The organism is Aeromonas sp. PS2Canimalfood6, from assembly GCF_048276795.1.
Classification (GTDB): domain Bacteria; phylum Pseudomonadota; class Gammaproteobacteria; order Enterobacterales; family Aeromonadaceae; genus Aeromonas; species Aeromonas caviae.
Genome location: NZ_JBLUXC010000045.1, coordinates 1 through 12816, shown reverse-complemented (window position 1 = coordinate 12816; position 12816 = coordinate 1). Strand labels below are relative to the sequence as shown.

The window sequence follows — 12816 nt, the reverse complement described above, 5'->3', positions numbered from 1 at the left end:
AGACCTTCACTTTACCCCTTGATCTGAAAATAAAAAACCCGCGCATGTGCGCGGGTTTTTCTGCAAGAGCGGAACGCTATTACAGAGCAACGACCTGGATTTGTACGGTTGCTTTGACGTCAGCGTGCAGCTGAACAACAACTTCGTACTCACCGGTGTTACGCAGAACATTGCCCATGCGGACTTCGCTCTTGGCAACGGCTACGCCGGCAGCAGTGATGGCTTCAGCCACGTCACGGGTACCGATGGAACCGAACAGCTTGCCTTCGTCGCCAGACTTGGAGGCGATGACAACGGCAGCCAGCTCACCCAGCTTGGCAGCGCGCTCTTCGGCAGCAGCCTTGTTGGCAGCCAGTTTGGCTTCCAGCTCAGCGCGACGAGCACCGAAGGCTTCGATGTTGGCCTTGGTGGCCATAACAGCTTTGCCTTGCGGGATCAGGTAGTTACGGGCATAACCAGCTTTTACGGAAACTTGGTCACCCAGACCGCCCAGTTTGGCGATCTTATCGAGCAGGATAACTTGCATTACCTTTCCTCTATAAATTTCGTTGAGTTAGGCGTAAGCGCCGGGCCGATTCTTACTTGTTGTGCAGATCGGTGTACGGCAGCAGAGCCAGGTAACGAGCACGCTTGATGGCGCGTGCCAGCTGACGCTGATACTTGGCGCGGGTACCGGTGATACGGCTCGGTACGATCTTGCCAGATTCAGTGACGTAGTTTTTCAGAGTAACGATATCTTTGTAGTCGATCTCGGTAACGTTCTCGGCGGTGAAGCGGCAGAACTTACGACGACGGAAATAACGTGCCATGGCCTTTATCCTCTAATGCGGTGATCTAAGAATTACTCTTCGGAAGACGCTTCAACAGCATCTTCGCGACGCTCGTCGTCACGACGGGTGAAGCGCTCTTCCTTGGCCTTGGCCATCGGAGAAACTTCAGTCACGGCGTGCTTGGTGCGCATGATCATGTTGCGGATAACGGCATCGTTGAAGCGGAAGTTGGTTTCCAGCTCATCGATAACGGCCTGTTCAGCTTCTACGTTCATCAGAACGTAGTGAGCCTTGTGCAGCTTGTCGATCGGGTAAGCCAGTTGACGACGGCCCCAATCTTCCAGGCGATGAATGGTACCACCAGCGGTGGTGATAGCGCCGGTGTAACGCTCGATCATGCCAGGTACTTGCTCGCTCTGGTCCGGATGAACCATGAAGACGATTTCGTAATGACGCATTTTAGCTCCTTACGGATTAATTCAGCCTCCGCCCAGGTGCAGCCAGACCTCGGAGGCAAGGAACATAGTGATGTTTAGACGCTGCTTTCTAGGGCGGCGTATTGTACGAAATCACCTCTCCCACTGCAACTGGCGAAGCAAGATGTTTTTCTCGATGAGCCCGATACAAAACTTTAATTGATAACAATTATCATTTAGATCCATACTCTCCTCATATCCCCACGGAGGATGACAGTATGCAACCTGCGCTCACCACGGCCATCCCGGCCCGCAAATTCAAGCTGACCCTGCTCGGCCCCGCCTTCATCGCCGCCATCGGTTATATCGACCCGGGCAATTTTGCGACCAATATCCAAGCCGGCTCCACCTTCGGCTATCAACTGCTGTGGGTAGTGGTGTGGGCCAATCTGATGGCCATGCTGGTGCAGACCCTCTCGGCCAAGCTCGGCATCGTCACCGGCAAGAACCTGGCGGAGCACATTCGCGACCGGCTGCCCAAGCCGGCGGTCTGGGCCTACTGGGTACAGGCGGAGATCATCGCCATGGCCACCGATCTCGCCGAGTTCATCGGCGCTGCGGTCGGCTTCAAGCTGCTGCTCGGCATCACCCTGCTGGAAGGTGCCTGCATCACCGCGGTGGTCACCTGGGGGATCCTGATGTTGCAATCCCGCGGCCAGAAGCCGCTGGAGTTCGTGGTGGGGGGCCTGCTGCTGTTCGTGGCCGCCGCCTACATCGTCGAGCTGGTGTTCTCGCGCCCCCATCTGCCGAGTCTGCTGGAAGGGGCACTCTTCCCCGGTCTCCCCAATGGTGATGCTGTCTATCTTGCTGCCGGCGTGCTTGGTGCCACCGTGATGCCCCATGTCATCTACCTGCACTCGGCCCTGACCCAGCATACCCAGGAGCAGGGCACGGTGACCCAGCGGCTGCACAGCACCCGGGTCGACGTGGCCATCGCCATGACCATCGCCGGCTTCGTCAACCTGGCCATGATGGCCATGGCGGCTGCCGCCTTCCACAGCTCCGGCAATCAGCAGGTGGCCGAGCTGGAAACGGCCTACCAGACCCTCACGCCCCTGCTGGGCCCGGCAGCCGCCACCCTGTTCGGCCTCTCCCTGGTCGCCTCCGGCATCTCCTCCACCGTGGTGGGAACGCTGGCGGGACAAGTGGTGATGCAGGGCTTCGTGCGCTTCACCATTCCGCTCTGGCTGCGCCGAGCCATCACCATGGCCCCCGCCTTCGTGGTGATCGCCATGGGCCTCAACACCACTGAAATCCTGGTGTTGAGCCAGGTAGTGCTGAGCTTCGGCATCGCCCTCGCTCTCATTCCGCTGCTGATCCTGACCGGTGATCGCGCCCTGATGGGGGCACATCGCAATCACCCCGTCACCCAGGCCGTGGGGCGCCTCATCGTCGCCCTGGTGATCGGCCTCAATGCCTATCTGCTGATCACCACCCTCTAACGCCATCTTGAGGCTCATTGACCCGGGTTGATGAGCCTCTTCGCACTTTCGCGTATGCTGCTCCTTTCCCTTCTCATCATCTCGTTGCGGGAGCCCTGCCATGGAACATACCCGAGCCAGCTTCGTACTGGGCCACCATCAGGAACAGGCCAGCGTCGTCTGTTGCAAACAGGGGGATCCGACCCTGCTGGTCACCGACCTCACCCCCTTTCATCCCCAGAGCCACCTCTGGCCCGATCAACCCGGTGACGTGGGCACAGTGCGCTGGGAAGAGGGGGAAGCGGCCGTGGGCCCCTGCCGCATGGGCGCCATCAGTCCCGAGGGCGAGCTGTTCGTGGATACGGAGATTCCGGTCAAGCGGGGGGCGGATGGGTGGGCTTTCGTGGTGGTGCATCCCCTCGCCGGTTCCCATCACCTTGCCATTGGCTCGCCTGTGGAACTGACAGTGGATGCCGAGGCTCGCCATGCCCTGAGCCTGGGCCACAGCGCCTGCCACCTGGTGGCACTGGCCCTCAATCGGGCGCTCACGCCCTATTGGCGAAAGGAGACAAGCGAGCTGGACGCTCTCGGGCAGCCGGATTTCGATCGCCTCGCCATCCAGCACTCCCGGGTCGAGCCCAGAGGATCAAAGGAGCAGTACCGGATCGGCAAGAGCCTTCGGAAAAAGGGAATCAACAGCGAGGCATTGCTGGCCGACCTCGACAGGATAGCGCTCCAGGTCAACGAGCAGCTGATGCGCTGGCTCAAAGAGGGAGGCGAGATCCGCCGCAGCCGGGCCGGTGATGCCATCATCGATTCCCGCTACTGGCATGGCATGGTGGACGGTCGGGAGATCACCATTCCCTGTGGCGGCACCCATGTAAGCACTCTGACCGAGTTGGGCCAGGTTCAGGTGACGCTGGCCTCCAGTGAAGAGGGATTTACCCTCACCACCCGGGTCACTCCCTGAACCACCACAGCCTTCCTGATGCCGCACCGCCCTGACCGGGGCGGTGTCCCGACAGAGAGACCGCAGGCAGATCAGCGCGGCGGTATCTCACCCCGGGCTGACGACCACATGGCCACGGGGTAGCAAAAAAACCATGCGATGCACCACGGATGAGGGGCCACTTGCCCCTTTCCTGGCACCTGACGATGTCAGGCAGGCTCCCTTCGCATCCCCATGTGAGGGATGTCATCTTCCAGATACCCTTCCCCTTCGGCCACGAAACCATGCTGGCCGTAAAAACCTTGCAGGTGGGCCTGTGCACCGAGCCAGATACTGTGTGCAGGCCAGCGTGCCTCGCACTCTCTGACCGCTTGCACCAGCAGGCGGTGACCCAGTCCGCCCCCCCGCGACGTGGGAGAGGTAACCACGCGGCCGATGGCGGCGCCGCTGCCATCACCAATGCCGGGTGCCATGATGCGGGCATAGGCGGCCAGCAGATCGCCCTGATAGCCGAGCAGGTGCCAGACCCCTTCGCGGCGATCGAGCCCGTCCAGATCCTGGAAAGGGCAGGTCTGCTCCACCACGAACACCTCGGCGCGCAGGGCAAGCAGCTCATACAATTCATCCGTGGTCAGCTCGGACCAGGATTTCATACTCCAGTTCATGAATGACTCCTGTTTAATGGGGTCTGACAGCATAATCTTGCTCCCGACGAGGGGCATTAACCTTGGTTAAGTTGCCCCCCTTCTCATCCAATGCGGACATGGCCGACAAAGAGCCGATCTCTGCCCAGGTTCATCGGCAATCCCTTCTGGCTCAACCCTGATCGCGCGTTTTCAACCGCCTGCGGATGCGGCTCAGGCTGATGGGGGTGATCCCCAGATAGGCGGCAATCTGGTGATCCGGAACCCTGGCATCCAGCGCGGGGAAGCTTCGCAGAAAATGCTGATAGCGCGCCTCTGGGCCCCCGGTCAGCAGCAACAGCTCTTTCTCCTCCTTGATGCGCAGTTGCACTTCAAGGAGATGGTGATACCAGGCGGGCCAGCAAGGGAGTCGGCGCAGATCCGCCAGCGGAAGAAGCTGCAGCCGGCAAGGCTCCAGCGCCTCCACGCTGTAGCGGGCGGGCTCACCACTGAGCAGGTGGTGGAAGTCGATAAACTCGTCCCCCTCCCAATAGAACTCCTTGATGTACTCGCGGCCATCCGCCAGCACCACCTTGGCCCGCAGCAACCCCTCCTCCACTCTGACCAGCAGCGCCGGACTGTCGCCGGCATGCCAGAGGCAGGTGCGAGGGGGCAAGGTCAGGGAGCGGACAAAAGAGAGGAGGCGCTCGGCCTCCTGCTCATCTGCAACCCGTTCCCAGACAAAGGGGGGTCTGTCGGTCATCGTCTTGTCAGACGCGGCGCTGGCGCACGGCTTCGAACAGGCAGACACCGCTCGCCACCGAGACGTTGAGGCTGGATACTGCCCCCGCCATCGGGATGCTCACCAGCTCGTCGCAATGTTCGCGGGTCAGGCGGCGCATCCCCTTGCCTTCGGCCCCCATCACCAGCGCCATGGGGCCGGTGAGTTTGGCCTGATAGAGATCGTGATCCGCCTCGCCGGCGGTACCCACGATCCAGACGCCGCGCTCCTGCAGCTCGCGCAGGCTGCGGGCCAGGTTGGTGACCTGGATGAGCGGCACCACTTCGGCGGCGCCACAGGCGACCTTGCGCACCACGGACGTGAGGCCTGTGGCCTTGTCCCGCGGCACGATCACCGCATGTACCCCGGCCGCATCGGCACTGCGCAGACAGGCGCCGAGATTGTGCGGGTCGGTCACCCCATCCAGTACCAGCAGGAAGGGCGCTGTCTCTTGCGCCGCCAGACCGTCCAGCAGGCTGGCCAGGTCGTGCTCGGCCAGCTTGGGCGCTTCAATCACCTTGGCCATGATGCCCTGGTGATTGTTGCCTTCCGCCTTGTCATCCAGCGTCTTGCGGTTCACGCTCTGCACCCTGATACCGAGGGATTCCAGCTCGGCCAGCAGGGGATGCAGCCGCTCGTCATCGCGGCCCTTGAGAGCCCACACCTCGATGAAGCGCTCGGGGGTGCGCTCCAGCAGCGCGGAGACGGCGTGAATGCCGTAGATCAGTTCAGTACTCATTTAGTGCTCTTGGCCTTGTCGCGAGCCTTTTTGCTCGGTCGTCTGTTGCTGGGCTTGGCACGGCCACCCTTGTCGGATTTACCGCTCTCCTTGCCCTCTTTGCGTTTCTCGTGGCGCTGGGCGCTCTTGGCCTTCTCTTTCTTGATCTCGGCCTGCTTGCGCGCCATCTCCTTGGCGTTCTTGCCGGTGGCCTTGAGGGGCTCTTCCACCATCACGAAGTCGATCTTGCGATCGTCCAGGTTCACGCCCATCACCTTGACCCGCACCTTGTCACCCAGACGGTAGCGGCGGCGGAAGTTCTCGCCGATCAGCTGCTGGTGCAGCGGGTCGAACTGGTAGTAGTCGTTGGTGAGGGTGCTGACGTGCACCAGACCGTCGATGTGGATCTCCGCCAGACGCACGAAGAAGCCAAAACCGGTGACGCTGGCGATGACGCCGTCAAACTCGTCACCCACGTGATCCAGCATGTACTCGCACTTGAGCCAGTCTGCCACGTCGCGGGTGGCATCATCGGCACGGCGCTCCGTCATGGAGCAGTGCTCGCCCATCGGGTCCACTTCTTCCAGCTGGTAGTGGTAGCCACCGCTCGGCGTCCACTTGTGGCGCAGGTTGCCCTGCTGCTCCTTGGCGGTCTGGTACTTGATCGCCCGGTGCAGGATGAGATCCGGGTAACGACGGATTGGCGAGGTGAAGTGAGCGTAGGACTTCAGGGCCAAGCCGAAGTGACCGATGTTGTCGGCCTGATAGATGGCCTGACGCATGGAGCGCAGCAGCATGGTGGAGAGCAGTTCCGCATCCGGGCGCCCTTCGAATTTGGCGGCCAGGTCGGCAAAGTCCTTCGGCTCGGGCTCCAGGCCCCCCTTGAGCTCCAGACCCAGTTCGGCCAGGAAGTCGCGGAAGCCGGTCAGACGCTCCTCGCCCGGGCGGTCGTGCACCCGGAACAGGGCGGCGGCCTCGTTCTTCTCGATGTAGCGGGCGGCTGCCACGTTCGCCTGGATCATGCACTCTTCGATGATCTTGTGGGCGTCATTGCGCACCAGCGGTACGATACGGTCGATCTTGCGCTGGGCGTTGAAGATGAAGCGGGTCTCCTCGCTCTCGAACTCCACCGCACCGCGTTGATGACGGGCATGCTTGAGCGCCTTGTAGAGGTTGCTCAGCTCCTCGATGTGGCCCACCAGCGGATCATACTGCTGACGCAGCTTGGGATCCCCGTCCAGGATCGCCGCTACCTTGGTGTAGGTCAGGCGAGCGTGGGAGTTCATTACCGCTTCGTAGAACTTGTAGCCGGACATGCGGCCGGCGGCGGAGATGGTCATCTCGCACACCATGCAGAGCCGGTCGACCTGCGGGTTCAGGGAACACAGACCGTTGGAGAGCACCTCCGGCAGCATGGGCACCACGAACTCGGGGAAGTAGACCGAGTTGCCGCGCTGATAGGCTTCGGTGTCGAGGGCCGTGCCCGGTTTCACATAAGCCGAAACGTCCGCGATGGCGACCCACAGGCGCCAGCCACCACCGCGCTTGGCTTCACAGAAGACGGCGTCATCAAAGTCGCGGGCGTCTTCCCCGTCGATGGTCACCAACGGCAGGGCGCGCAGATCGATGCGACCCTCTTTGGCCTTCTCCGGCACCTGCTCGCCGAGACCGGCGACCTCCTTGGTCACCTCTTCCGGCCAGGTGTGCGGAATGCCGTGGGTACGCAGGGCGATCTCGATCTCCATGCCGGGCGCCATGTTCTCACCCAGGACTTCCAAGACGGTACCGACCGCATTGAAGCGGGCAGTGGCGCGCTGGTTGATGCGCACGACCACGACCTGGCTCTGGCGAGCCCCCTTGTTCTCCCCTTCCGGGATGATGATGTCCTGGCCGATGCGGCTGTCATCGGGTACCACGAAACCGACGCCGTTCTCGACGAAGTAACGACCGACGATGTCCGCCTCGCGGGATTTGAGCAGGCGCACCAGACGCGCTTCCTGACGACCCTTGCGATCGATCTCGGTCGGCTGCACCAGGGCATAGTCGCCATGCATCAGGCGCTGCATCTCACGGTTGTTCAGGAAGAGATCCGCTCCACCACCCTCGGGGCGCAGAAAACCGAATCCATCTTTGTGGCCAAGCACATAGCCTTTGACCAGATTCAGGCGATCCGGCAGGGCGTAACATTGGTTGCGGGTGAACACGAGCTGCCCGTCGCGCTCCATGGCGCGCAGACGACGTCGCAAGGCTTCCAACGGCTCTTCATCGGTCAGCTTGAGGACCTTGGCCAGCTCTTCCCGGGACATGGGTTTCTCATGGCCCTTGATGAGCTCCAGCAGCATCTCGCGACTGGCGATGGGGTTTTCGTATTTTTCGGCCTCGCGTTGGAGGAAAGGATCTTTTTGAGACATAAGCAGGCCTTAGGGTAGGTAATAACGCAGACATTATATCGGAGGGGGGAGCTAATGGCATCCATCGACTGCCTTTTGGCCATTCTCTCTGTCATACTGGACACAGTTTGCAGGTATGTGAGACTCGGAACTCATGAGCAAGGACTCGTTCGCCCAATCTGCCGCCTATTTGAAACAGGCGGTTCCCCTGATGATCAAGTATCAAATTCCCACCACGCCGAACAACTATCACCTTTGGTACAGCTATGTCTCCGGCGACATGCCCGAACTCAACCATGCCGTCGATCAGGCGATAAAACAACAGGGGACCTTCTCCCTGACCACCTGTGAGCGTCTCTACCACCAGCACCTTGCAGCCCAGGACGAGCAGCAGATCGAGGCGATGAAACTCAACCTGGCGGCAATGGCCAGCGAGCTGAGTCACTCGATGCAGGATGCCATCTCCGATACCGGGCTGTTTCAGGAGATGCTCGACAAGAGTTTCGACAAGCTGAGCAAGATAGACGACGAGGGGCTCAGCCTGGAAGACACCATGGGGATCCTGCGGGATCTCGTGCGCGAGTCGCGTGACGTACGCATGTCCACCCTCCACTTTCGCAACCAGCTCAGCAGCGCCGAGAAAGAGATAAAGGAGCTGAAACAGGCCCTGAACGAGACGAGGAAGCTGGCCACCGAGGACCCGCTCACGTCTCTGCTCAATCGACGCGCCTTCGATCTCGAGATGGACAGCCTCATCCGCAGCAAGCAGCCCTTCTCCCTGATCCTGACCGATATCGATCGCTTCAAGAACTTCAACGACGAATACGGACATCTGCTGGGGGACCAGGTGCTGCGCATCGTCGGCAAGCGGCTGCGAGAGGCCAGCAAGGAGGGCATAACCGCCTATCGCCTGGGGGGTGAGGAGTTTGCCCTCTTGGTGCCAAACCGCGCCCTGGCGCTGACCCGCCAGATGGCCGAGAGCCTGCGTCGCGTCATCGAGCGGATGTCGATTCTGGATCGCAAATCCGGGCGACGCATCGATCACATCACCGCCTCGTTCGGCGTGGGGGAATACATCCCCCAGGAGACGGCAGACACCCTGATCGAGCGTACCGACAAGCTGCTCTACAAGGCCAAGGAGCTGGGACGCAATCGGGTGATGCCACTGCCCTCCTGATCCCACCAGATGCAAAAAGGCCGGTCATTGACCGGCCTTTTTCATGCTTCCCTTCTCGGGATCAGAGGCTTTTCAGCTTCTCTTCCGGCAGGGCCAGCTCGTCATTGTGGTTGACACCGATACCGCGCTCCAGCACATGGCGGGCGATGGCATGGGCCTCTTCCAGCGAGTGCATGCTGTAAGTACCGCACTGGTATTCGTTCAGCTCGGGGATCTTGCCCTGATCCTGCACGGTCAGCACGTCGCTCATGGCGGCCTGCCAGGCAGCGCCAACACGGGCTTCATCCGGCGCACCGATCAGACTCATGTAGAAGCCGGTGCGGCAACCCATGGGAGAGATGTCGATGATCTCCACCCCATTCCCATTGAGGTGGTCACGCATGAAGCCGGCAAACAGATGCTCCAGAGTATGGATGCCGCGCTCGGAGAGGATCTCCTCGTTCGGCACGCAGAAACGCAGGTCGAACACGGTGATGGTGTCCTTGTTCGGGGTCTGCATGGTCTTCGCCACCCGCACTGCCGGGGCGGCCATACGGGTATGGTCGACGGTAAAACTGTCCAATAACGGCATTTCTGACTCCTGATTTGGTTACCAGAACCAGCCCCCGCTGGAGAGCTGATCCTTGCATTGTCGATACTGGGCACCGTAGCGTTGGGCACGGGCCTCCACCTTGCGGGAGACCTTCATCAGCCATCCCTTGCTGCGGTAGCTGCCACGTCGGTAGCCCCCCCAGCCTTCGTGATAATTGAGATACTGGCCATAGGCATCCCACTTGGACGTGCCGTTGAGCCGCTGTGCCTTGTGAGTGTACCAGCCCATGAAATCGATGGCGTCGGCAAAGTCGTCGCGATCGCTCCAGCTGTTGCCGGTTTCCCGCTGGTAGTCGGCCCAGGTTTCGTCTTTCACCTGGGCATAGCCGTAGGCTGAACTGGCCCGCCCGGTGGGGATGAAGAGGAAATACTGCATCGGCGGCTGGGCATCATGCACGAAGGAGGACTCCTGGTACATCATGGCCATCACTACCTGGACAGGTGTCCCCCACTTCTCGTTCATCTTGAGCGCCGCCTCGTGCCATTCGGGTTTCTCCCGAAAGATCTGGCACAGGTTTTCCGGCTGGGCCGGCGGCCGGGTACTGCACGCGGTGAGTGCCATCAAGCACGCCGCCACGACCCCGATACGGTACAACGACATCAGAACGACAGACTCTTGCTGTTCATCACAGGGCACATCCACCACATCAGATCGCGTCTTCGTTCTCTTCACCAGTACGAATACGAATGACGCGTTCCACCTCGCAGACGAAGATCTTGCCATCGCCGATCTTGCCGGTACGCGCTGTGTTCTGGATGGCTTCCAGGCAGGCATCGAGATCCTCGTCCTGCACCACCAGCTCCACCTTGACCTTGGGCAGGAAGTCGACCATGTACTCGGCACCGCGATAGAGCTCGGTATGGCCCTTCTGGCGGCCGAACCCCTTAACCTCGGACACTGTCATGCCGTTGATGCCGATCTCGGCCAGGGCCTCGCGTACATCGTCCAGCTTGAACGGTTTGATGATGGCTTCAATCTTCTTCATGGTGACTCCTTACCAGTTCTGTTTGCCGAACCCGGACGTGATGGGATAGCGGCGGTCCTTACCAAAGTTGCGAGCCGTGATGCGGGGGCCGACGGCGGCCTGACGGCGCTTGTATTCGTTGAGATCCACCAGGCGGATCACCTTGCGTACCACCGCCTCTTCGAAACCTTCCGCCACCATGTCGGCGACAGACGCATCCTCTTCCACGTAGCGCTTGAGGATGGCATCCAGGATGTCATAGGGGGGCAGGCTGTCCTGGTCCACCTGATCCGGTGCCAGTTCGGCCGACGGGGGACGATCGATGACCCGCTGCGGGATCACGTACTCCACGCTGTTGCGATATTCGCACAGCTTGAAGACCAAGGTCTTGGGGACGTCCTTGAGCACATCAAAGCCACCCGCCATATCGCCATACAGCGTGGCATATCCCACGGCCATCTCGCTCTTGTTGCCAGTGGTCAGCACGATACGGCGGCGCTTGTTGGACAGCGCCATCAAGAGTACACCGCGGCAGCGGGCCTGCAGGTTCTCTTCGGTGGTGTCGCGGGCGGTCCCTTCAAACAGAGGTGCCAGCTGCGTCATGAAGCCTTCGAACATGGGTTCGATGGAGATGATGTTGAACTCCACCCCCATCCGCTCGGCCTGCTCCTTGGCATCCTCCACGCTCATCTGGGCGGTGTATCGGAACGGCATCATCACCGCCTGCACCTTGTCCGCCCCGATGGCATCGGCTGCAATGGCCAGGGTCAACGCCGAGTCGATGCCGCCGGAGAGCCCCAGCACAGCCCCCAGGAAACCGTTCTTGGTGACATAGTCGCGCACCGCCAGCACCAGCGCCTGATAGGTCTCGGCCAGCGGCTCGAGCGGCGCGACCGGCTCACGCTCCTTCACCGGCTGACCATCGGCAAAGCGCACCAGCGCCATCTCTTCGGCAAACGGGGCCAGCTTGTGGGTCAGTTCACCCCGGCTGTTGAACACCTTGGAACAGCCGTCGAAGATCAGCTCGTCCTGGCCGCATACCTGGTTGAGGTAGATGAGCGGCAGGCCGGTCTGATCGCAGCGTTCCGCCATCAGTTCGCGGCGGATCCAGGGTTTCTCCTGATCGTAGGGAGAGGCGTTGATGGTGATCAGCACATCGGCCCCCGCCGCCTTGGCGGCCAGCGCCGGGCCGGGTTGCCACAAGTCCTCGCAGATGAGCAGCCCCAGATTGTGACCACGGAACGGCACCACACAAGTCTCGGTCGAGACGGTGAAGTAGCGCTTCTCGTCGAATACCCCGTAGTTGGGCAAATCCTGCTTGAAGTAACGGGCAATCAGCTGGCCCTGCTCATAGAGGGAGGCCGCGTTATAGAGCGCCTCCCCCTCACGCCAGGGATGCCCCACCAAAATGGCACAGTTGCCCTGCCATTCGACAACACGAGCCAACGCGGCCTCGACCCGACGCATCAGGTCGGCACGCAGCAGCAAGTCTTCCGGCGGGTAGCCGGTCAGCGCCAGCTCGGAGCAGACCAGCAGATCGGCGCCTTGCAGCTCGGCCTCGGCGGCGGCCGCCAACACCTTGTCACAGTTATCTTCGATAGCGCCTACCGTCAGGTTCAACTGGGCAAGCATCAGAGAGAGGGCTTTTGCCATGGCGATGCATCTTGAATTCGAAAATGATGGGGAATGATAAAGAAAAGGCGCTGGCTGTGCCAGCGCCTTGGGTTTGGGATGTTAGTGGCCATCCTCCGACTGGCAATCATCGGTTACAAATAACCTCACTTTACTAATTAATTCGGTACCACTGTGCTGCATGTCTTCGGATAGGATGGATTCATGTACAGAACCTTAAGCGGCAAGCGAATTAATAATACCGTCTAACGTGTTGTTTTGCTTGGATTTTCTCTGCCTACTCTTTTTGCCGTTTTTGGATAAATACACCATTGCCCACTCCA

General features: G+C 60.7%; 14 protein-coding genes. 3 read left to right on the top strand and 11 right to left on the bottom strand.

All coding sequences use genetic code 11. The annotated features are described in order from the left end of the window. Window positions 1–79: 79 nt before the first annotated feature. The 3 genes from rplI to rpsF are packed head-to-tail and all read right to left on the bottom strand — an operon-like array spanning window position 80 to window position 1228. Window positions 80–526 carry a 50S ribosomal protein L9 gene (gene rplI / locus ACNPAA_RS16120; protein WP_010673120.1) on the bottom strand — a complete coding sequence of 149 codons (447 nt, stop codon included), beginning with the start codon at window positions 524–526 and terminating at the stop codon, window positions 80–82. Window positions 527–578: 52 nt separating this feature from the next. After that, window positions 579–809, bottom strand: a complete 231-nt coding sequence (gene rpsR / locus ACNPAA_RS16115) for a 30S ribosomal protein S18 (protein ID WP_005313392.1) — start codon at window positions 807–809, stop codon at window positions 579–581. A 32-nt stretch (window positions 810–841) separates the two neighbouring features. After that, window positions 842–1228 (bottom strand): 30S ribosomal protein S6, encoded by a 387-nt coding sequence (gene rpsF, locus ACNPAA_RS16110; RefSeq protein ID WP_005331771.1) that lies wholly within the window; start codon window positions 1226–1228, stop codon window positions 842–844. A 236-nt stretch (window positions 1229–1464) separates the two neighbouring features. On the opposite strand from rpsF, the gene ACNPAA_RS16105 reads away from it, so the two are divergent. Continuing rightward, entirely contained in the window at window positions 1465–2688 is a 1224-nt protein-coding gene (locus ACNPAA_RS16105) for an Nramp family divalent metal transporter (RefSeq protein ID WP_323937333.1), read from the top strand. A 100-nt stretch (window positions 2689–2788) separates the two neighbouring features. Further along, the gene (locus ACNPAA_RS16100) at window positions 2789–3637 is read left to right on the top strand and encodes a hypothetical protein (RefSeq protein ID WP_042014877.1); all 849 of its coding nucleotides are present in this window, start codon (window positions 2789–2791) and stop codon (window positions 3635–3637) included. A 188-nt stretch (window positions 3638–3825) separates the two neighbouring features. Here ACNPAA_RS16100 and ACNPAA_RS16095 read toward each other — a convergent pair whose 3' ends face one another. The 4 genes from ACNPAA_RS16095 to rnr form a co-directional block, all read right to left on the bottom strand. Next, on the bottom strand, window positions 3826–4281 hold the full coding sequence (locus tag ACNPAA_RS16095) for a GNAT family N-acetyltransferase (RefSeq protein WP_042014879.1): 456 nt from the start codon (window positions 4279–4281) through the stop codon (window positions 3826–3828). A 151-nt stretch (window positions 4282–4432) separates the two neighbouring features. After that, window positions 4433–5002: a Crp/Fnr family transcriptional regulator gene (locus ACNPAA_RS16090; protein ID WP_010673116.1), complete on the bottom strand. Its 570-nt coding sequence runs from the start codon at window positions 5000–5002 to the stop codon at window positions 4433–4435. Window positions 5003–5009: 7 nt separating this feature from the next. After that, the gene (rlmB, locus tag ACNPAA_RS16085) at window positions 5010–5759 is read right to left on the bottom strand and encodes a 23S rRNA (guanosine(2251)-2'-O)-methyltransferase RlmB (protein ID WP_041214488.1); all 750 of its coding nucleotides are present in this window, start codon (window positions 5757–5759) and stop codon (window positions 5010–5012) included. After that, complete coding sequence (rnr, locus tag ACNPAA_RS16080) at window positions 5756–8149, bottom strand: ribonuclease R (RefSeq protein WP_010673114.1); 2394 nt, start codon at window positions 8147–8149, stop codon at window positions 5756–5758. The genes rlmB and rnr overlap by 4 nt, the downstream gene beginning before the upstream one ends. A 133-nt stretch (window positions 8150–8282) precedes the next feature. On the opposite strand from rnr, the gene ACNPAA_RS16075 reads away from it, so the two are divergent. Continuing rightward, window positions 8283–9305, top strand: coding sequence for a GGDEF domain-containing protein (locus ACNPAA_RS16075; protein WP_010673113.1), 1023 nt, complete (start codon window positions 8283–8285; stop codon window positions 9303–9305). A 61-nt stretch (window positions 9306–9366) separates the two neighbouring features. Here ACNPAA_RS16075 and luxS read toward each other — a convergent pair whose 3' ends face one another. Genes luxS through ACNPAA_RS16055 form a run of 4 tightly spaced genes read right to left on the bottom strand, consistent with a single transcriptional unit; the run spans window position 9367 to window position 12514 of the window. Next, window positions 9367–9876, bottom strand: coding sequence for an S-ribosylhomocysteine lyase (gene luxS / locus ACNPAA_RS16070; protein ID WP_010673112.1), 510 nt, complete (start codon window positions 9874–9876; stop codon window positions 9367–9369). Window positions 9877–9894: 18 nt separating this feature from the next. After that, window positions 9895–10497: a transglycosylase SLT domain-containing protein gene (locus ACNPAA_RS16065; RefSeq protein WP_049636455.1), complete on the bottom strand. Its 603-nt coding sequence runs from the start codon at window positions 10495–10497 to the stop codon at window positions 9895–9897. Window positions 10498–10543: 46 nt separating this feature from the next. Continuing rightward, complete coding sequence (glnB, locus tag ACNPAA_RS16060) at window positions 10544–10882, bottom strand: nitrogen regulatory protein P-II (RefSeq protein WP_005308848.1); 339 nt, start codon at window positions 10880–10882, stop codon at window positions 10544–10546. A 9-nt stretch (window positions 10883–10891) separates the two neighbouring features. Beyond that, the gene (locus ACNPAA_RS16055) at window positions 10892–12514 is read right to left on the bottom strand and encodes an NAD+ synthase (protein WP_417891865.1); all 1623 of its coding nucleotides are present in this window, start codon (window positions 12512–12514) and stop codon (window positions 10892–10894) included. Window positions 12515–12816: the final 302 nt, after the last annotated feature.

What these genes read in the sequence shown, in the direction of transcription:
- rplI (WP_010673120.1), bottom strand. Translation starts at nt 526, where the DNA reads ATGCAAGTTATCCTGCTCGATAAGATCGCCAAACTGGGCGGTCTGGGT.
- rpsR (WP_005313392.1), bottom strand. Translation starts at nt 809, where the DNA reads ATGGCACGTTATTTCCGTCGTCGTAAGTTCTGCCGCTTCACCGCCGAG.
- rpsF (WP_005331771.1), bottom strand. Translation starts at nt 1,228, where the DNA reads ATGCGTCATTACGAAATCGTCTTCATGGTTCATCCGGACCAGAGCGAG.
- ACNPAA_RS16105 (WP_323937333.1), top strand. Translation starts at nt 1,465, where the DNA reads ATGCAACCTGCGCTCACCACGGCCATCCCGGCCCGCAAATTCAAGCTG.
- ACNPAA_RS16100 (WP_042014877.1), top strand. Translation starts at nt 2,789, where the DNA reads ATGGAACATACCCGAGCCAGCTTCGTACTGGGCCACCATCAGGAACAG.
- ACNPAA_RS16095 (WP_042014879.1), bottom strand. Translation starts at nt 4,281, where the DNA reads ATGAACTGGAGTATGAAATCCTGGTCCGAGCTGACCACGGATGAATTG.
- ACNPAA_RS16090 (WP_010673116.1), bottom strand. Translation starts at nt 5,002, where the DNA reads ATGACCGACAGACCCCCCTTTGTCTGGGAACGGGTTGCAGATGAGCAG.
- rlmB (WP_041214488.1), bottom strand. Translation starts at nt 5,759, where the DNA reads ATGAGTACTGAACTGATCTACGGCATTCACGCCGTCTCCGCGCTGCTG.
- rnr (WP_010673114.1), bottom strand. Translation starts at nt 8,149, where the DNA reads ATGTCTCAAAAAGATCCTTTCCTCCAACGCGAGGCCGAAAAATACGAA.
- ACNPAA_RS16075 (WP_010673113.1), top strand. Translation starts at nt 8,283, where the DNA reads ATGAGCAAGGACTCGTTCGCCCAATCTGCCGCCTATTTGAAACAGGCG.
- luxS (WP_010673112.1), bottom strand. Translation starts at nt 9,876, where the DNA reads ATGCCGTTATTGGACAGTTTTACCGTCGACCATACCCGTATGGCCGCC.
- ACNPAA_RS16065 (WP_049636455.1), bottom strand. Translation starts at nt 10,497, where the DNA reads ATGTCGTTGTACCGTATCGGGGTCGTGGCGGCGTGCTTGATGGCACTC.
- glnB (WP_005308848.1), bottom strand. Translation starts at nt 10,882, where the DNA reads ATGAAGAAGATTGAAGCCATCATCAAACCGTTCAAGCTGGACGATGTA.
- ACNPAA_RS16055 (WP_417891865.1), bottom strand. Translation starts at nt 12,514, where the DNA reads ATGGCAAAAGCCCTCTCTCTGATGCTTGCCCAGTTGAACCTGACGGTA.